Origin of the sequence: Vibrio kagoshimensis (assembly GCF_050337535.1) — a bacterium.
In the GTDB taxonomy this organism is placed as follows: Bacteria; Pseudomonadota; Gammaproteobacteria; order Enterobacterales; family Vibrionaceae; genus Vibrio; species Vibrio gallaecicus.
Genome location: NZ_JAKJSZ010000007.1, coordinates 54,891 through 73,797, shown reverse-complemented (window position 1 = coordinate 73,797; position 18,907 = coordinate 54,891). Strand labels below are relative to the sequence as shown.

At 41.2% G+C, this 18,907-nt stretch carries 17 protein-coding genes; 12 read left to right on the top strand and 5 right to left on the bottom strand.

The window, feature by feature from the left end; all coding sequences use genetic code 11:
* Positions 1-17 precede the first annotated feature (17 nt).
* Both thrB and thrC read left to right on the top strand, forming a co-directional pair.
* Positions 18-974 carry a homoserine kinase gene (thrB, locus tag L4C37_RS07905; protein ID WP_429768357.1) on the top strand — a complete coding sequence of 319 codons (957 nt, stop codon included), beginning with the start codon at positions 18-20 and terminating at the stop codon, positions 972-974.
* Positions 971-2,254: a threonine synthase gene (thrC, locus tag L4C37_RS07900; protein WP_429768291.1), complete on the top strand. Its 1,284-nt coding sequence runs from the start codon at positions 971-973 to the stop codon at positions 2,252-2,254. Before thrB ends, thrC begins: the two co-directional genes overlap by 4 nt.
* A 153-nt stretch (positions 2,255-2,407) precedes the next feature.
* On the opposite strand, the gene grcA is transcribed toward thrC, so the two are convergent.
* A complete protein-coding gene (grcA, locus tag L4C37_RS07895; RefSeq protein WP_137374527.1) occupies positions 2,408-2,785 on the bottom strand; it encodes an autonomous glycyl radical cofactor GrcA in 378 nt (125 codons plus the stop codon).
* A 328-nt stretch (positions 2,786-3,113) separates the two neighbouring features.
* Between grcA and nfo the strand changes: the two genes are divergently transcribed.
* The 3 genes from nfo to L4C37_RS07880 all read left to right on the top strand — a co-directional run bounded on the left by nfo (position 3,114) and on the right by L4C37_RS07880 (position 5,768).
* Complete coding sequence (gene nfo, locus L4C37_RS07890) at positions 3,114-4,007, top strand: deoxyribonuclease IV (RefSeq protein ID WP_372264479.1); 894 nt, start codon at positions 3,114-3,116, stop codon at positions 4,005-4,007.
* A 442-nt stretch (positions 4,008-4,449) separates the two neighbouring features.
* Positions 4,450-5,127, top strand: a complete 678-nt coding sequence (ung, locus tag L4C37_RS07885; protein WP_429768290.1) for a uracil-DNA glycosylase — start codon at positions 4,450-4,452, stop codon at positions 5,125-5,127.
* Positions 5,128-5,216: 89 nt separating this feature from the next.
* Complete coding sequence (locus L4C37_RS07880; RefSeq protein WP_429768289.1) at positions 5,217-5,768, top strand: hemerythrin domain-containing protein; 552 nt, start codon at positions 5,217-5,219, stop codon at positions 5,766-5,768.
* Positions 5,769-5,954: 186 nt separating this feature from the next.
* On the opposite strand, the gene L4C37_RS07875 is transcribed toward L4C37_RS07880, so the two are convergent.
* Positions 5,955-6,143 (bottom strand): DUF3545 family protein, encoded by a 189-nt coding sequence (locus L4C37_RS07875; protein ID WP_137374531.1) that lies wholly within the window; start codon positions 6,141-6,143, stop codon positions 5,955-5,957.
* A 708-nt stretch (positions 6,144-6,851) separates the two neighbouring features.
* On the opposite strand from L4C37_RS07875, the gene L4C37_RS07870 reads away from it, so the two are divergent.
* Together L4C37_RS07870 and yaaA are read left to right on the top strand one after the other, a co-directional pair.
* Complete coding sequence (locus L4C37_RS07870; RefSeq protein WP_137374532.1) at positions 6,852-8,279, top strand: alanine/glycine:cation symporter family protein; 1,428 nt, start codon at positions 6,852-6,854, stop codon at positions 8,277-8,279.
* A gap of 186 nt (positions 8,280-8,465) precedes the next feature.
* Positions 8,466-9,242, top strand: a complete 777-nt coding sequence (gene yaaA / locus L4C37_RS07865; protein WP_429768288.1) for a peroxide stress protein YaaA — start codon at positions 8,466-8,468, stop codon at positions 9,240-9,242.
* Positions 9,243-9,384: 142 nt separating this feature from the next.
* Here the strand turns inward: yaaA and srmB are convergent, their stop codons facing one another.
* Positions 9,385-10,632, bottom strand: coding sequence for an ATP-dependent RNA helicase SrmB (gene srmB, locus L4C37_RS07860; RefSeq protein ID WP_273294712.1), 1,248 nt, complete (start codon positions 10,630-10,632; stop codon positions 9,385-9,387).
* A 108-nt stretch (positions 10,633-10,740) separates the two neighbouring features.
* Positions 10,741-11,469 (bottom strand): tRNA1(Val) (adenine(37)-N6)-methyltransferase, encoded by a 729-nt coding sequence (locus L4C37_RS07855; RefSeq protein ID WP_429768287.1) that lies wholly within the window; start codon positions 11,467-11,469, stop codon positions 10,741-10,743.
* Between the two features lie 351 nt (positions 11,470-11,820).
* Here L4C37_RS07855 and brnQ point away from each other — a divergent pair, with 351 nt between their 5' ends.
* Positions 11,821-13,134, top strand: coding sequence for a branched-chain amino acid transport system II carrier protein (gene brnQ / locus L4C37_RS07850; RefSeq protein ID WP_137374536.1), 1,314 nt, complete (start codon positions 11,821-11,823; stop codon positions 13,132-13,134).
* 126 nt (positions 13,135-13,260) lie between these two features.
* Here the strand turns inward: brnQ and fldB are convergent, their stop codons facing one another.
* A complete protein-coding gene (fldB, locus tag L4C37_RS07845) occupies positions 13,261-13,782 on the bottom strand; it encodes a flavodoxin FldB (RefSeq protein WP_137374537.1) in 522 nt (173 codons plus the stop codon).
* A 151-nt stretch (positions 13,783-13,933) separates the two neighbouring features.
* On the opposite strand from fldB, the gene xerD reads away from it, so the two are divergent.
* From xerD to prfB, 4 genes are all read left to right on the top strand, one after another.
* Entirely contained in the window at positions 13,934-14,851 is a 918-nt protein-coding gene (xerD, locus tag L4C37_RS07840) for a site-specific tyrosine recombinase XerD (RefSeq protein ID WP_273294707.1), read from the top strand.
* Between the two features lie 26 nt (positions 14,852-14,877).
* Positions 14,878-15,681 (top strand): thioredoxin fold domain-containing protein, encoded by an 804-nt coding sequence (locus L4C37_RS07835; protein ID WP_429768286.1) that lies wholly within the window; start codon positions 14,878-14,880, stop codon positions 15,679-15,681.
* Between the two features lie 66 nt (positions 15,682-15,747).
* The gene (gene recJ, locus L4C37_RS07830; protein ID WP_429768285.1) at positions 15,748-17,484 is read left to right on the top strand and encodes a single-stranded-DNA-specific exonuclease RecJ; all 1,737 of its coding nucleotides are present in this window, start codon (positions 15,748-15,750) and stop codon (positions 17,482-17,484) included.
* A gap of 281 nt (positions 17,485-17,765) precedes the next feature.
* Positions 17,766-18,864, top strand: a protein-coding gene (gene prfB / locus L4C37_RS07825) for a peptide chain release factor 2 (protein WP_137374541.1) whose coding sequence is annotated in 2 segments (ribosomal slippage) — positions 17,766-17,840 and positions 17,842-18,864 — 1,098 coding nt in all. Because the reading frame shifts where the segments join, the coding sequence is not laid out codon by codon here.
* The last annotated feature ends 43 nt before the right edge of the window (positions 18,865-18,907 follow it).

The following is an 18,907-nucleotide window of genomic DNA, read 5'->3' as shown; positions in this document are numbered from 1 at the left end:
TAATGAGTTCAAGTTATATGGATGTGGTGGTCTACGCACCGGCTTCAATCGGTAATGTGAGTGTTGGCTTTGATGTTCTGGGGGCCGCAGTCTCACCTATAGATGGCACACTATTAGGTGACCGAGTATTGGTTAAAGCTGGTGGTAAACCATTTACTCTTAAAACAGCAGGCAGTTTTGTTGCTAAATTGCCGACGGAAGCAAAAGACAATATTGTTTACGATTGCTGGGTTGTATTTGCTCGTGAGTTGGCTAAAAAAGGCGTTGAGCTGAAGCCACTAGAAATGACTCTTGAGAAAAATATGCCAATTGGTTCTGGTTTAGGTTCAAGTGCTTGCTCGATTGTCGCAGCTCTTGATGCGCTCAATCGTTTTCATGCTCAGCCATTGAATGAGATGGAACTGCTCGCGCTGATGGGCGAAATGGAAGGCAAAATTTCGGGTGGAATTCACTACGATAATGTTGCTCCATGTTACCTCGGTGGTTTACAGCTTATGCTGGAAGAGTTGGGCATCATTAGCCAAGAAGTACCATGTTTTGATGAGTGGTATTGGGTAATGGCGTATCCGGGTATTACCGTTTCAACGGCTGAAGCTCGTGAGATCTTACCTTCGCAATATCGCCGACAAGATGTCATTGCTCATGGTCGTAACCTCGCTGGTTTTATTCATGCTTGCCATTCTGGTCAGCCAGAGCTTGCTGCTAAAATGATCAAAGACGTGATCGCAGAACCGTATCGTGAGAAACTGCTTCCAGGTTTTGCTGATGCTCGTAAATTTGCATTATCAGCTGGAGCGCTTGCTACTGGAATATCAGGGAGCGGTCCGACCTTATTTAGCATTTGCAAAGATAAAGATGTCGCTGAGCGTGTTGCACGCTGGTTAGAACAAAATTACGTACAAAATAAAGAAGGATTCGTTCACGTTTGTCGTTTAGATAAACAGGGTTCGATCGTTACAGGAAGTGAGCTATGAAGCTGTACAACATAAAAGAAAATGATGAACAAGTCTCTTTTGGTCAAGCCGTTCGCCAAGGGCTAGGTCGTAACCAAGGTCTATTTTTCCCATCTGAACTGCCTAAGTTTGATGATATCGATGCGCTTCTTGAAGAAGATCTCGTATCTCGCAGCAGTAAAATTCTATCAGCCTTAATTGGTGATGAACTTCCTGCAGAGCAAGTAAACCAGCTGGTTGATGCTGCATTTCAGTTCCCAGCGCCAATCAAACAAGTTAAAGATGACGTTTACGCTCTGGAGCTTTTCCATGGTCCAACATTAGCGTTTAAAGATTTTGGTGGCCGTTTTATGGCGCAATCTTTAGCTGCTGTGTCTGATGGCGGAAAAATCACTATTTTGACTGCTACATCTGGTGATACCGGTGCTGCTGTTGCCCATGCTTTCTATGGTATGGAAGATATTAATGTCGTGATTCTTTATCCGAATGGAAAAATCAGCCCACTGCAAGAAAAACTGTTTTGTACATTAGGCGGAAACATCCACACCGTTGCTATCGATGGTGATTTTGATGCTTGTCAGTCATTGGTTAAACAAGCATTTGATGATGCTGAGCTTCGTAAAGAAATTGGTCTGAACTCGGCTAACTCTATCAATATCAGTCGTTTAATGGCTCAGATTTGCTACTACTTTGAAGCTGCTTCTCAGCTGACAAAAGAACAGCGTGAGAATTTAGTTATCTCTGTACCAAGTGGTAACTTTGGTAACTTAACTGCTGGCTTATTGGCAAAAGCACTTGGCTTGCCAATTAAACGCTTTATTGCTGCAACTAATGAAAATGATACGGTTCCACGTTACCTAGAAACTGGTAAATGGGACCCTAAACCAACGGTCGCAACGACTTCTAATGCAATGGATGTTAGCCAGCCAAACAACTGGCCACGTATTGAAGAACTTTGCCAGTTAAAAGGTTGGGGTTTAGATACTTTAGGCAAAGGAAAGGTTTCTGACGATCAAAGTGCTGAGTCGGTACGTGATTTACAAGCTCAAGGCTACTTATGTGAGCCTCATGGCGCTATTGCTTACCGACTACTGGATGAGCAACTTCAGGACGGTGAAACAGGTTTATTCTTATGTACTGCTCACCCTGCTAAATTTAAAGAAGTGGTCGATGATATTTTAGGTACAGATATTGATTTACCAGCGCCTCTTGCTAAGCATGCTGCAATGGATCTTTTATCAGAAAACCTTGCGAACGATTTTGATGCTCTTAAAACGGTTTTACGTCGAGTACAAAAATAGAATCGTTTTAATTTAGTGGCTTTCGTTAGGAAGCCATTAGTTCTTGTGACCTCTTTGTGTAAGAGGTTGGAAAAAATAGATAAAGAAACGGCGCTCATTGAGCGCCGTTTTTGTATTTGGTCTTTAGCGATTGCTTAAGAGGTGAGTTCTAAATTATAGAGACTCTGTGAACGTACGTGCGATAACATCACGTTGCTGTTCAGTAGTTAAAGAGTTGAAGCGAACAGCGTAACCCGATACACGGATAGTTAACTGTGGGTATTTTTCTGGGTGTGCAACTGCGTCTTCTAATGTTTCACGCTTAAGAACGTTCACGTTTAGGTGTTGACCACCTTCGATACGTGGTGCGCTCTCGATTGCAACTTCACGGCTTTCGTATTCACCTAGGTCAGCAGCGGCAATAACTTGATCTGCTTCGTAACCAGCAGAAGCAACAACACAGCGAGCTTCGTTCTTCTCGCTGTCTAGTAGCCAGATTGAGTTAAGTAGGTCGTCGTTTGCTGCTTTAGTAATTTGAATACCTTGGATCATATCTATCTCCTAGTCCACTAAGGTTGTGGTTTGATTATGGTGTTAACTTTCGTTTTTTATTGAGCTGGGTAATATATACCTAATTTGGGTTATCTAGATATTGATTTAAGTCAAAAAACAACCAAAAACCTTATTTTTTAAAAGGTAATTTTATTGAGATAAATCAATAAAACCTTTGAAAACAATATGATTACAAAATATTTAAAATTATAAAGAATATTTAACGAGTCAGTTTGTTGTAAATTTACTACATTATTTGTATTTTTATTGAACTGACATAGATTACAGCAAGCATTTACCATGTATTCTGAAAGTGTGAAGTGATTTAATGACAAGCAAATTATCATCTGATGAACAAAAATTTATAGGGGCTCATGTCTCTGCTGCCGGTGGCGTTGACCAAGCGCCAATGAGAGCTCGTGAAATTGGGGCTAATGCCTTCGCTCTGTTTACTAAAAACCAAAGGCAATGGGCAGCAAAACCTCTAGAAGAGAAGACCATTAGCGCATTTAAAGCCAATTGCAAAATGTTGGGGTTTGGCGCCGATCAAATTCTTCCTCACGATTCTTACCTGATAAACCTAGGAGCACCAGAAGAAGAAAAGTTAGAAAAGTCTCGTGCAGCCTTTATTGATGAAATGGAACGATGTAATCAACTTGGTTTGAAGCTTCTCAATTTTCATCCTGGGAGTCATTTAAAGAAAATTTCTGAAAATGAGTGTTTAGCTAAAATCGCAGAGTCGATAAACCTTGCCCATCAAGCTGTGCCTGATGTAATTGCTGTTATCGAGAATACTTCTGGTCAAGGCAGTAACCTTGGGTGGAGATTTGAACATTTGGCTGAAATTATTGAGCAGGTAGAAGATAAATCAAGAGTTGCGGTGTGCCTAGATACCTGTCACACCTTTACCGCTGGATATGACCTACGTACTAAAGAGGCATGCGAACATACTTTTTCAGAGTTTGATCGTATCGTTGGTATGCACTACCTCAGAGCAATGCACATCAATGATTCAAAAGCTGAATTTGCTAGTAGGGTTGATAGACATCATTCGTTGGGTAAAGGTGAAATCGGTTGGGATTGTTTTGAATACATTGCAAGCGATCCAAGGTTTGATGGTATCCCATTGATTTTAGAAACAATTGATCCATCTTTATGGATTTCTGAAATTCAGCAATTAAGAAAATTCCATAAAGATTACAAAGATAATATGGGCGCGTAGGTAAAAGCGCCTAAAAGTTGGCACCTTTCTTTCATAGTGTTTAGTGAATATGTAGAACACTAATCAATAGAGGAGGGTGCCTTATGTATTCTTTATCACATACCCCAGAACTTCAAATTCAACCTGCTAGCCGTCTCCCGGCTCCAAATCGCCATAACCACAATCATGGTCATCATCGAACGCAGCAAAAAAGTGGTTAGAAAACCTCTCTGACTCTTGAAAGCACTTTGTCCTCAACATAATTTGTTCTAAGCACAATTTCTTATAAATAGTGGAATGGGGTATAACTAGCCCCCTTCGCTATTTTAAGAAGCACTCAAATTTTAGAACCAATTAAATTTTAGAAGCAAGCAAAGTTCTGAAAGCTTCTTAATGTGTGAAGTTAAGAAATTTAGTGTCGAAAGCTAAATAATCCAAGTAGTCGTGTTGATAGAGGCAATAAATGAATTCGTTGAATACATGGGAAACGATCATCGATGATGAGCGCAGTAAAGATTACTTTAAAGAAGTGATCGCGTTTGTCGAAAATGAACGAAATATAGGTAAGGTGATTTTTCCACTTGAAGAGCATGTATTTAGTGCGTTTGAAATGACTCCTTTTAAAGATGTGAAAGTCGTTATTATTGGGCAAGATCCTTATCATGGTCCAGATCAGGCTCATGGGCTGGCTTTTTCTGTATTACCTGGTGTTAAGATTCCTCCTTCACTACGTAATATGTATAAAGAGCTGCAGCAAGATATTGATGGTTTTGTTGTTCCTTCCCATGGGTATTTAAATACTTGGGCTTCTCAAGGGGTTCTCATGCTCAATACGGTACTGACTGTCGAGCAGGGGAAAGCCCACTCTCATGCTAAATGTGGGTGGGAGATCTTTACTGATGCCATTGTTGAGCGCCTTAATGAGAGAGAAGAACCTATCATATTTTTACTTTGGGGAGCCCATGCTCAAAAGAAGGGGCAAGCTATTAATGCAGAAAAGCACCATGTACTAACTGCTCCTCACCCTTCTCCTTTATCGGCTCGTCGGGGCTTCTTTGGGTGTCAGCACTTTTCTAAAGTTAATCAAATCTTAAGTGGAGGTGATCAGCCTATTATTGATTGGTCTCTGCCAGAAGAGTAAACCTTTGGTTGTTTTTCGACCAGCGTCAAAGCGTATTCATTACTCTTCATATACACTTACTTATAGTAGGTGTAATGGAGTGCAATACTATGATGATTGAAAGGATAAGACGCGAGCATAGCTACATGGTGCAATTGTTGGTGATTTTGAGGAACAAAACAGCACAGTTGAAAGCGGGTGAAACAATAAACTACAGTTTAGTTTTTGAAATTGTTAGCTATTTATTGAACCATTCAGAAAAAGTACATCACCCTAAAGAAGACATTATTTACCGCCATTACTTAAAGCATTATGGTGAAACACAAAATATTGAAAACTTAGAGTCGGAACATAAACGCTTGTCTGACATTACGGCTGAGTTTTTATTAGTCGTTGAGATGATCCTACAAGATGCAGTGGTTCCTCAGCAGGTCTTTATTAGTCAGCTCGAAGGGTTTGTGAGTGCACAAAAGGCACATTTAGAGCTAGAAGAAAGGCATATACTGCCGATGATCGTCGATACCTTCACTATGAAAGATTGGCAAATGGTCGAGTCGCAATGGGCTCAACCTGAAGATGATCCTGTTTTTGGCAATACTATTGCAGACCAATATAGACAGTTAGCGGCAAGAGTTCGCCAGAATGCTGAAGAGTGCGTTTAAAAACGCTGGCTAGTTGAGTTATACGCTGTATTAATACCGGCACTCAAGAAGCAGGATAGAAACAAAAAAGGCACTAAATAAGTGCCTTTTTCTTAATTCAGTTTTTGAACTAAAAATAATTGAGCGAACTAAAGCTTCAGCTAATGTTTCTTAAGGCTTTATGTATCCTTAAATATATATTCATTCTTATAGCTTTATATCTTCAATCCCAAAATCTAAGCCTAGATTCATATCCATGAGTTCTTTTTGCAAGCGTTTACGGTCATTGATTTCCTCTATCTCACGCCACTTACGTTTAAGTGGTTTTGCACGGCTCTTTTGAGTATGTCTAGGCATTTCTAGTTCTGCGATATCATCAAATTGAAAGTTATCCATAAGCTATATTCCATCCGTGGTTGAGTCTTTTCGAACTATTAAGTATCACATTTAGCTTCACCTTAACTTTGATTTGTTTCGCATTTGTTTCATGTATATGAAGGTTTTGTGTGTGTTTTATACGTGTGCTCACATATTGTCGAACTAAGTGCGGTTAAAAAATAAGCAAACGCACTTAAGTAAACGATTAAATTCGTTGGCTTAGAATGTTAATTCATTGTGCGAAGGGAATAGCATTTTAATCACAATGCTCCTAAGTGCATATTATTGATCAGTTAATGGTGGATCAATGTGCCTATCAAAATAAGAAAAAGTAAGCCATACCTTATATAGCCTAGCTCTGCGGTACATTTAAGGAGCGCTATTCTTCTATTGAGGGGGCATTGGGAGTTGTTGATGTGATGTCTGGATAATGTAACTTCTATTGGGGTGGGTTGTTGATTTTTGTGTTAATGATGTGTGGTTTTATAGTGAAATGTCGCATTAAAATGCATTTTAGTGCATATTGATTTTTGCTTCATCTCGCTGCATTATCCGCCCGTCAAAAAATACACTGATACGTAAAATGGATGCATGAAGCGACATTTACAGTCTAAATTGCAGCAATAATATAAAAACTAATGCCGACACAACATTGACACTGGCATAGGCAATTTAGAGGAGGGCTAGGATGCAAGATCAGTGCTTAAACTCAATTACGAGGTTCACGTGACAGATTTAATTAATTTAATGAATGATCTCCTGTGGGGATCTATTTTAGTTTACTTACTTGTTGGTGTTGGTATTTACTTCACTGTACGACTAGGTTTCATTCAATTCCGCCATTTCGGCCACATGTTCTCTGTTTTGAAGAACAGCCGTAAAGCAGACAGTGCTGGTATCTCTTCTTTCCAAGCTCTTTGTACTAGCCTAGCTGCTCGTGTAGGTACAGGTAATATGGCTGGTGTTGCTGTTGCTCTTACTGCTGGTGGCCCTGGTGCTATCTTCTGGATGTGGCTAATTGCCATGCTGGGTATGGCTACATCATTTGCGGAAAGTACGCTAGCACAGCTATACAAAACGCGTGATAACGACGGCAACTACCGTGGTGGTCCAGCTTACTACATGGAAAAAGGCTTAGGCATGCGTTGGATGGGGGTTCTATTCTCTATCTTCCTTATCATCGCATTCGGTCTTGTATTCAATGCAGTACAAGCAAACGCAATTGCAAGTGCAATGAATACAGCATTTGACCTTGAGCGTAGCTATGTTGGTGTTGGTATTGTTGTGATTTCTGCATTCGTTATCTTTGGTGGTATCCGTAAGATTGCACGTACTGCTGAAATCATCGTTCCAATTATGGCTCTTGCTTATCTAGCTATCGCTATCTACGTAATGTTAATGAACATTGAGAAAGTGCCTGAAGTTCTGGCTCTTATCTTCAAGAGTGCATTTGGCTTACAAGAAGCTGCTGCTGGTGGCTTAGGTTACGCAATTGCTCAAGCGATGATCAACGGTATTAAACGTGGTTTGTTCTCGAACGAAGCTGGTATGGGTTCTGCGCCAAATGCTGCGGCATCGGCAACTCCTTATCCGCCGCACCCAGCATCACAAGGTTATGTGCAAATGCTAGGCGTGTTCATGGATACCATCGTTATCTGTTCTGCAACTGTAGCAATTATCCTGATGTCTGGTGAGTATGTGCCACACGGTGAAGTTACAGGTATCGAGCTAACTCAACGTGCATTAACAGCACAAGTTGGCGAGTGGGGCGGCATCTTTGTTGCGGTAGCGATTTTCTTCTTCGCTTTCACTTCAATCATTGCAAACTACTCGTACGCTGAAACGAACCTTATCTTCTTAGAGCACAACAATAAGAAAGGTCTAGTACTTTTCCGTATTGTGGTACTAGGTATGGTTATGTTCGGTTCTCTTGCGACATTGCCGACGGTATGGGCTCTTGCAGATGTATCCATGGGCTTGATGGCAATTGTCAACTTGGTAGCGATTATCCTGCTTTCTGGCATCGTGATTAAGCTTGCGAAAGATTACAACCGTCAACTAGACGAAGGTAAAGTACCAACATTCGATTCGAATGACTTCCCTGAGCTTAAATCTCAACTAGAAGATGGTATTTGGGATAACACTAAGAAGTAAGTTTATTTTACTTAACGTTTCCTAAATGAATAAGACCAAGGCTTTATGCTTTGGTCTTTTTTTTTTTTCTACAAAACCCGATTGCTGTAAACCTATTGAAGTAATAGGAACAGCCGTAAAGACAAAATGTGATTTTTTCTATACTCTAGCTGCCATACAGTTATCTTTATTAGTAAGGTCAAAGTTATGTTAGTTGTCGTTTCCCCTGCAAAAACATTAGATTACGAGTCACCACTGGCGACTGAGCGCTTTAGTCAGCCTGAGTTTGTTGAGCATTCAGCAGAGCTAATCGAAGTGTGCCGCAAGTTGACGCCTGCTGATGTATCAGCTTTGATGAAAGTGAGCGATAAAATTGCTGGTTTGAATGTTGCTCGCTTTGAGCAGTGGAGTGAAACTTTCACTCAAGAAAATGCACGCCAAGCGATTCTTGCTTTTAAAGGGGATGTCTACACAGGGCTAGATGCAGAAACGCTAACTGACGAAGATTTTGACTACGCACAAAGCCACCTACGCATGCTTTCAGGGTTGTATGGTTTACTAAAACCGTTAGATCTGATGCAACCTTACCGTTTAGAAATGGGTACTCGTTTAGCGAATGAGCGTGGTACGAACTTATACCAATTCTGGGGTAACCTGATCACAGATAAGCTTAATGAAGCACTGAACGCACAAGGTGATAATGTGCTAGTTAACCTTGCTTCTAATGAATACTTTAAAGCGGTTAAGCCAAAGGCGTTAGATGGGCAAATTATCACGCCAGTATTTAAAGACTGCAAAAATGGTCAATATAAGGTGATCAGCTTCTACGCTAAAAAAGCGCGAGGCATGATGGCTCGTTACATCATTGAGAATAAAATTGATTCGATTGAAGCATTAACAAAGTTTGATACTGCGGGTTATTACTTTGTTGAAGAAGAGTCGAATGCTAAAGAATTAGTGTTTAAGCGCGAAGAGCAAAAATAACCGATTAAACTCGTTAGATTCCTAAAGCTTCAGTTATAAAAAAGCCCCTTGTCGTAATAAACGACAAGGGGCTTTTTAGTCAGTCTTTCAAGCTAGTCGGTTTGTAAAGCTAGCCAGCTATAAAAGTAAGTCAGTAAGATGATTACTTTTTCTTAGCGGCTTTCTTTTTCTTCGCGATTTTTTGTTTCGCTACTGCTTTTTTATCTTCTTTCTTTGGCTTTTTCTTTTTCGTTACAGCTGGCTTTTTGTGTGTTGGACGCATGCCATCAATGAAACGTTCTTTGATGACATCTTTAGTGTAGCGAGCCACACGTTCGATCATCAGTTGGTCATGAGCTTCAACAATTGAAACAGCATTACCTTTTTTACCTGCGCGAGCGGTACGACCAATACGGTGAAGGTAAACGTCTGCAGTGCGTGGCATGTCGTAGTTGATTACGTGGCTTACGTCAGGAAGGTCGATACCACGAGCCGCTACATCCGTTGCCAATAGTACATTTACAGAACCATCACGAAAACGCGCTATCGCGTTGTTACGGCGATCTTGAGGCATTTCACCTTGGATCCATGCACATGGGATTTTCGCGCTTTCAAGTTGAGCTCGAAGATCACCTAAGCGATCTCGTGTTTTTAGGAACACGATTGAACGTTCAGCTTGCTCAGTAATAATATGTTTAAGCAGGTTCAGTTTGTGTTCTGGTGTATCAGCACGATGGTACCACTGCGTAATCTTCTTACGCTCACGTAATGAAGGTTGAGCACTTATCTCTGCTGGGTTTTTTAGAAGGTCTTCAGTGAAACCTTCAATACCTTTACCTTCCAGAGTTGCTGAGAAAAGTAAGGTTTGTTTACGCCAGCGACATTCCGCAGATAAGCGATCAACGACAGGACCAAAGCCCATGTCTAGCATACGGTCGGCTTCATCTAGGATTAGCCATTCAATTGCGCGGCAATCGAAACGCTCACCTTCAATGTATTCCATTAAACGACCAGGTGTTGCAACAACGATGTCTTGAGTCGTGCTCAGTATGTCGGCGTGCTCTTGGTACATCACACCACCAGTAATAGTGAAGATATTCAAGCTGGTATATTTTGCTAATTCACGCGCTTGCTCAGTAATTTGCATTGCTAGTTCGCGTGTTGGCGTAAGAATAAGCATACGAGCTGGACCAGCCTTCTTACGAGGGAAGTCTTGCAAGTACTGTAGAGCTGGAAGTACGAAAGAGGCTGTTTTACCTGTGCCTGTTGGTGCAGAAGCTAAAACGTCTTTTCCATCTAACGCTTGTGGGATCGCTTCAGCTTGTATCTGTGTTGGGCGCTCATAGCCCATTTCGTCGATTGCTTTTAGCAGCTCTTGGTTTAGATCGAGTTCTGCAAAGGTTCTGATCACTGTTGTTTCTCCACAAGCAATAGGGTTTCTGCCACTCATTAGGCAGAAGATAAAAAAGAGTAGTCGGACATTATAGAAGCATTAGTGATTAGGATCACATGGTATTTGCTACATCTTGAGATAAAAATCTTTAGTCAGCTTAATAAAGGGATCGCTATAACCGCCATTACTATGAATTGTGAGTTGTTCACGCTCCGTAATTACTAATTTATTAGGATCTTTTACTAGTTCAAAAAGAAGGCGAGAAGGGGATTTTTTTTCTGTTGTTTTGACTTCAAGCCTGCGTGAAACAGACCATCCAGATGCGTTTGCGAGATTAATGAAAACTTCGCCTTCTGGAGTAGGAAGAATGAAATAAGCGCTAGCGCCTTCTGTCGTGATATTAAAACAATGCTCGATAAGGGCGTTATGAGCAAGAGTATGAGTGTGCCTTGCCGTGGCGCGTTGGCTATTTTTCGCCTGCTCTCCGCTATTGAAGTAAGGAGGGTTACATATAACGCCATCGAACTTCTCGTTAAAAGGCAAAGCAGTAATATCACCATGATGCAGGGTGATTCGCTCTTTCCATGGAGAATTATTGATATTAATGGTGGCGGCTTTAATTGCATGCCGGTCTATATCAACTGCATCAATCGAAGCTGATACATAGCGCTGTGCGATCATGAGTGAAAGCAGTCCTGTGCCAGACCCAATATCAATGATTCTATTTTTATTAGCAAAATTTGCCCACGCTCCAAGTAAAACGCCATCAGTGCTAACTGGCATGCCACTTTGTCCTCCAAAAATGGAAAACTGTTTAAAATTGAAGCTCTTGGTTTCAATCATGATCTTTTTCACTAATATTCTATTTATTTAAATAATTTAAGTGATTACCTCTAATGTTAATCACTTGTGTGGTTATATGTTCTATTTGTTGGTGGCTTGTTGTGGTCTTTGTGTGGTTTATAGTTTCAGCTATTTTTAATAAAGCAGTGTAATTCACTAGTTATTGGTTATAAATGCAAATTAATATAGTGTTTTTTTGTGCTGACTTGCAGCTTGATGAGTGTTTCGTCATTATGCGCGACTATTTTATAGATTGAGTGCACGTTTTTAGCGTAGAAGCTCACATAAATAGTAATGATAAGTCACGGAAGAATAATTCGTGCAAACACAACATCAATTCAAAAATAAAATTAAGGATTATCTGTGAAACAGAGTTTAAAAATAACAGATATTACGGCATTGGGCTTTATGCTTTTTGCGTTTTTCTTGGGGGCGGGTAACATCATTTTCCCACCTCTTGCTGGCCAATTAGCCGGTGATCACTATTTACCAGCTATGTTTGGTTTCCTATTAACAGCGGTTGGACTTCCTCTTATTACCATTATTGCTATCGCTGTTGCTGGTGGTACTTGGGGGCACTTAACTCAAGATCTTCCTAAGCGTGCTGCATCAATCATGGCTGTGTTGATTTTTATCATCATTGGTCCTGCATTTGCTGCCCCGCGTACAGGTTTAGTTGCGTATGAAATGGCGGTGAAACCGTTCTTCATTGATGCCGTTCAAGCGCACCTGACTATATTCTCTATTGCCTTTTTTGCTATTGCGATGTTTTTCGCATGGTCTCAAGGCAAGCTAATTGACGTCATTGGCAAGGTACTCACGCCAGTTCTATTTGTTGGACTTGTCATTTTAGCGGTTGCGGTATTTATTAATCCGCAAGATAGTATTTTATTGGCTCAAGGCGAGTACTTAACTCAGCCGTTAACCAAAGGTTTCCTTGAAGGTTATAACACCATGGATACCTTTGGAGCATTGATGTTCGGTATGCTAATTGTGGATGCTATTCGCAATAAAGGTATTACGGACCGTGCTGCTACAACAAAATACCTAATTAGTGCAGGTTGTATCGCGGCGGCTGGTTTAGCGTTCGTTTACATTTCACTATTCTATTTAGGAGCAACAAGTTCGGTAGTGGCTGCTGGCGCTGATAACGGTGGCATAGTGTTAAGCCAATACGTTCAAGCTCTATTTGGTCCATCAGGTCAAATTGTATTATCTGTAATCGTATTGCTTGCTTGTTTAACAACGGCAATTGGTCTTATTTCAGCTTGTTCTGAGTGCTTTAGCTCATTGACGCCTATCTCTTACAAAAAATGGGTCATCATTAATGGTGTAGCTTGTGCGATTGTTGCGAATGTAGGTTTAGCTCAACTGATTTCGCTTTCAGTTCCTGTGTTGTTTGCTCTATATCCAGTAGCTATCGCGTTAGTAGCGTTAACTTTCATTCGTAAGAAATTACCGAATACCAAAGTGGCTTACCGCGTAGTTCTGCTAGTTTCTTTGATGTTTGCTTTGATTGATGCAGCTAAAATTGCAGGTGTTGATGTTTCTGCATTCAGCATGCTGCCATTGTTTGAAATTGGCATGGGCTGGTTAATGCCAACAGTAGCCGCGATTATTTGCATGTTCTTTATTGGTAAGACAGAGCAAGAAGAGTTTACTGAAGAAGTGGCTTAATCGAGGCGAAGAGCCTGTGTTTAGAGTGAATTACTTTAAATATCGGATACACGAATAGAAAAAGGGTAGGTGCCAACGCATCTACCCTTTTTAATATCTATGTGCTGTCTCAATAGAGATTTAAAACTACAGCTTATCGTGCAGCTCAACCAATACTTGTTCACACCACTTTTCAATGCGCTCGTCGCTTAATTCATACTGTGAGTCTTCATCTAGCGCGAGACCTACAAATTGAGATTTATCTTCTGTGAGAGCTTTAGACGCTTCGAACTCGTAGCTGTCGTCGTTTGGCCAGTAGCCAATCATTTCTGCACCAGCAATTTTTAACTCATCATGAAGCAGACCCATTGCGTCTAGGAACCATTCACCATAGCCTTCTTGATCACCTAAACCAAACAAGGCAATCGCTTTGCCTTTTACAGGTGTGGTTGCAATATCTTCCCAGGCCTCGTTCCAATCTTCCTGAATTTCACCAAAATCCCACGTAGAGATTCCGAGTAATAACAGGTCGTAATCTGCCATTAACGAAAGTGGGCTTTCTTTCACGTTATGGATGTCGACAAGGTCTTCACCAATGATGGCTCTGATTTTTTCTGCAGCCATCTCTGTATAGCAAGTGGTTGAGCCGTAAAATAATCCAATTTTCATAGCAAATATTCGGTTTTAGTTTGGGATGGGGGATTCTACCCACAAATTGCTTTTGATTGCAGCGATTATCCGCCCAACTCGTAATTTTTATAGCAATCAATAGTGCACTAGCTTACTCTCAAATGTGTTTTAAATATTATGAGCAAACGCTATGCAGTCGCCATCTCAAGGGCAGAGTTTAGATCATGGAATCGTAGAGCAGTTTTTAGACGCGATGTGGATGGAGCGAGGGCTTTCTGAAAACACATTAGTGTCTTATCGCACGGATTTGTCTAAATTATTAGTTTGGATGGAAAAGAATAACTATCGCCTCGATTTCATCAGCCTTTCTGGTTTGCAGGATTACCAAAGCTGGCTAGCAGATCAAGATTTTAAACAAACGTCTCGTGCTCGTATGCTTTCTGCTATTCGCCGCTTATTTCAATATTTGCACCGTGAAAAAGTACGAGCAGATGATCCCAGCGCTTTGCTCATTAGTCCCAAGTTGCCAAAGCGTTTACCTAAAGATTTAAGTGAAGAACAGGTTGATGCTTTGCTTGAAGCTCCAGACCCTAATGACCCGATCGAACTTCGTGATAAAGCGATGCTTGAATTACTTTATGCGACAGGCTTACGTGTGACTGAACTGGTGAGTTTGACCATGGAAAATATCAGTTTACGCCAGGGTGTTGTTCGCGTAACCGGTAAAGGCGGTAAGGAGCGTTTAGTGCCGTTGGGCGAGAATGCTGTTGATTGGATAGAAACATTCATTGAGCAAGGTCGCCCACAATTGTTAGGTGATAATAGCTCAGATGTTGTTTTTCCGAGTAAACGAGCTCGTCAAATGACCAGACAAACATTCTGGTATCGTATTAAGCATTATGCGGTACTGGCGGGAATTGACACGGAATTATTATCGCCTCATGTACTTCGTCATGCTTTTGCTACGCATTTACTGAACTATGGGGCGGATCTAAGAGTCGTACAAATGCTATTAGGGCATAGTGACTTATCTACGACCCAAATTTATACTCACGTGGCAACTGAAAGGCTGAAGCAAATTCATGCTCAGCATCACCCTCGTGCTTAATTCAATTTTATTTTAAGGTGAACTAAATGAGCGTATTACGCCGTCTTCCTTTATTGGCTTTACCCTTTTTTATCACAGCATGTAATGCGTCAGAAGAAACGAAAAAAGTAGATGAGACACAGGTTACTGAATCTCAAGCGTCTGCGCAGCCCTCTGATGTATCAGAAGCAATTACAAAATCGCTGACAACTCGTTTTGAGAAGATTGGTATTAAAGTTCTGAAAATCATTCCATCAGATATTGATGGTTTGCTGGAAGTTCAAACCAATAACGGCATCATTTTTTCATCACCTAAAGGTGACCATTTTCTAGCAGGCACTTTGTATTCGCTTGATGAAAATGGAAAGTTCAGCGATGTATTGGCTGAACGTCAGGCTCCTTTGAATGCAGGTAAAATTGCAGCCCTTGCAGATAAAACAATTGAATACAAAGCTGAAAATGAAAAATATGTCGTAACGGTTTTTACTGATATTACCTGTGGTTACTGTGTTCGTTTACATAGCCAAATGAACGGTTATAACGAGTTAGGCATTACTGTTCGCTACATGGCTTACCCTCGTCAAGGTGCGACGGGTCAAGTTGCTGACCAAATGGCAGGTATTTGGGCGGCACAAGATCCACAAACCGCTATGCATGATGCAAAGGTAAACCGTAAATTTGCAGCTAATGTTGCGAATATTGAAAAATCAAAACAAGATATTAAACAGCAATACGCATTAGGTCGTGATCTTGGTATTAGCGGTACACCTGCAATATTTTTACCAAGCGGTGAGCTTGTAAGTGGTTACTTACCACCAGCTCAACTTCTGGCTCGACTAGAGCAACAATAAGCGACTTAGCATTATTTACCCAACTTGATTTAAGGAGGCTTAACCAAGTGTTAGGCCTAAGGAACTATGATAGAGATCCAACGTAGACCCGATGTTGATACCAGTGCATTGCCTGCTGAATTACCTGAACTTCTCAAGCGTATTTATGTAAGCCGTGGTATCAATAATGCCAGTCAGTTAGAAACGGCGGCCAAAGGTCTTCATTCTTATCAAAAGTTGGGCGGCATCGATACTGCTGTTGAGTTGCTATTCAATGCTATTCAGCAGCAAAAACGTATCATCATTGTGGGTGATTTTGATGCCGATGGCGCGACAAGTTCTGCATTGTCTGTGCTTGCCCTGCGTATGTTGGGAAGTTCCAACGTTGACTACCTTGTTCCAAACCGTTTTGAGGATGGTTATGGCTTGAGCCCTGAGGTTGTTGAACAAGCCATTGAACTTGGCGCTGAAGTGATCATGACAGTCGATAATGGTGTTTCTTCGATTGAAGGTGTTCGTTTCGCGAAAGAGAAAGGGTTAGATGTTTTGGTAACAGACCATCACTTGCCTGGTTACGAACTACCAATTGCCGATGCAATGGTTAACCCCAATCTAGACAGCTGTGCATTTCCTTCAAAAGCACTAGCGGGCGTTGGTGTCGCTTTCTATTTGATGATGGCTTTGTGTGTTCATATGCGTAAGTTAGGCTGGTTTGCTCAACACGGTATGACAGAGCCTAAACTAATGGAGCTGATTGATCTTGTAGCGCTAGGTACCGTTGCTGATGTGGTGCCTCTTGATGAGAACAATCGAATTTTAGTTCATCAAGGTTTACAGCGTATTCGAGCAGGTAAAGCGCGCCCTGGAATTCAAGCATTAATCGAAATCGCTAAGCGAGATGCTAAGCGATTAGTGGCGTCTGATTTTGGTTTTGCTCTTGGTCCTCGTATCAATGCAGCTGGCCGATTGGATGATATGTCGTTTGGTGTTGAGCTTCTGATGAGTAACAACATTCATGCCGCGCGTCGAATGGCCAGCGAGCTAGATGGCTTGAACCAAACTCGTAAAGAGATTGAAGAAGGCATGAAACAAGAAGCGATGGCTTTTTGTGAACGTCTTGAGTTTGGTAAAGACGATTTACCTTCCGGTTTAGCCTTATTTCAAAGAGATTGGCACCAAGGCGTGATTGGGATACTTGCTTCTCGAATTAAAGATAAATACCACCGACCTGTTATTGCTTTCGCAGATGGCGGGGAGGGCAGCATTAAAGGGTCATGCCGATCAATTCCTGGTTTGCATATGCGCGATGCATTAGACCGAATCGATACTCAAAACCCTGGTTTAATTTTGAAGTTTGGTGGGCATGCTATGGCAGCAGGTTTGACCATTATGGAAAAAGACTTCGATCGCTTTAGTAAGCTCTTCAATGAAGGTGTTAAAAAAGAACTCGGAGAAACGGCGCTTAAAGGTATTATTTTATCTGATGGTGAGTTGTTACCTGAAGAGTTTTCCATGCATACCGCAGAAACTTTACGTGCTGGTGGTCCGTGGGGACAAGCTTTTCCTGAGCCTATCTTTGATGGTGAATTTAAGGTACTTCACCAAAAGCTTGTGGGTGAGAAACACTTAAAGTTAATGCTGGAACCTTTATATAAAGGTCACCCAACCAATGTCATGATTGATGGTATCGCTTTTAACGTTGATCTAAGGCGTTGGCCTGATGCATCTGTTAAAACTGTCCATCTAGCATATAAGCTTGATATAAATGAATTTCGCGGGAATCAGTCCCTTCAACTAATGGTTGACCATTTAGATGCGAAATAACTAGATTAATTAGACGCAACATCGCTAGAAGCAAAAGCGAGTACGTATTCCGTATCGCTAATATTCACCTTATTCAGTCAGATCTAATGACTGAATAAGGTGAATGGTGTCATTCAATCGTGTTTCAAAAGTAAATCAAACTCGATGATTTTAGCGTCGGGTTTACATTCTACGTACAAGTCTGCGATCTCTTCTTTATCCAACCTAAAAAATTCTGTATCTCCGTCACACTTTTGAGTACAATTCTTCGGTTAAATTCTACTCATAAATGATGAGCTAAAATGTTTGAAATCAATCCTATAAAAAACCGTCTGCAGGATGTGTCTGAGCGCACAAATATCCTGAGGGGGTATCTTTGACTATGACGCTAAGAAAGAGCGTCTAGAAGAAGTAAACGCAGAACTAGAACAACCGGATGTATGGAACGAACCTGAGCGTGCACAAGCACTGGGTAAAGAACGTTCATCACTAGAGGCAGTAGTTGAAACTATCGACCATCTTGACCAAGGTGTTGAGGATGTTGAAGGGCTACTTGAGCTAGCGGTTGAAGAAGAAGATCAAGAAACGTTTGACGAAATCGAACCAGAATTAGCAGAGCTAGAAGCTAAGCTAGAAAAGCTGGAATTCCGTCGTATGTTTGCTGGTGATCACGATGCATCAGATTGCTATATCGACTTACAGTCAGGCTCGGGCGGTACAGAAGCTCAAGACTGGACTTCAATGATGCTCCGCATGTACTTGCGTTGGGCTGATTCGAAAGGCTTCAAGACAGAAGTTATCGAAATGTCGGATGGTGATGTGGCAGGTCTGAAAGGCGCGACTGTACGTATCTCTGGTGAGTATGCTTACGGTTGGTTGCGTACTGAAACTGGTGTTCACCGTTTGGTTCGTAAATCACCTTTTGATTCAAGTGGTCGTCGCCATACTTCATTTGCATCTGCGTTTATCTACCCAGAGATTGATGACAATATTACGATTGATATTAATCCTTCTGACTTACGCATTGACGTTTACCGTGCCTCTGGTGCTGGTGGTCAACACGTAAACACGACAGAATCAGCGGTACGTATTACTCACGTTCCGACTAACACTGTCGTTCAATGTCAGAATGACCGTTCGCAGCATAAGAACAAAGATCAGGCGATGAAGCAGCTACGTGCTAAGCTTTTTGAACTTGAGATTCAAAAACAAAATGCTGAAAAACAAGCGAGCGAAGAAACGAAATCAGACATAGGTTGGGGCAGTCAGATCCGCTCTTACGTACTGGATGATTCACGTATCAAAGATTTACGCACCGGCATTGAAAACCGTAATACTCAAGCGGTTCTTGATGGTGACTTAGACAAGTTTATTGAAGCTAGCCTGAAATCAGGTTTGTAAGCTTTACCAACTATATTTGTAAAAATGCCTATATTTGTAAAAA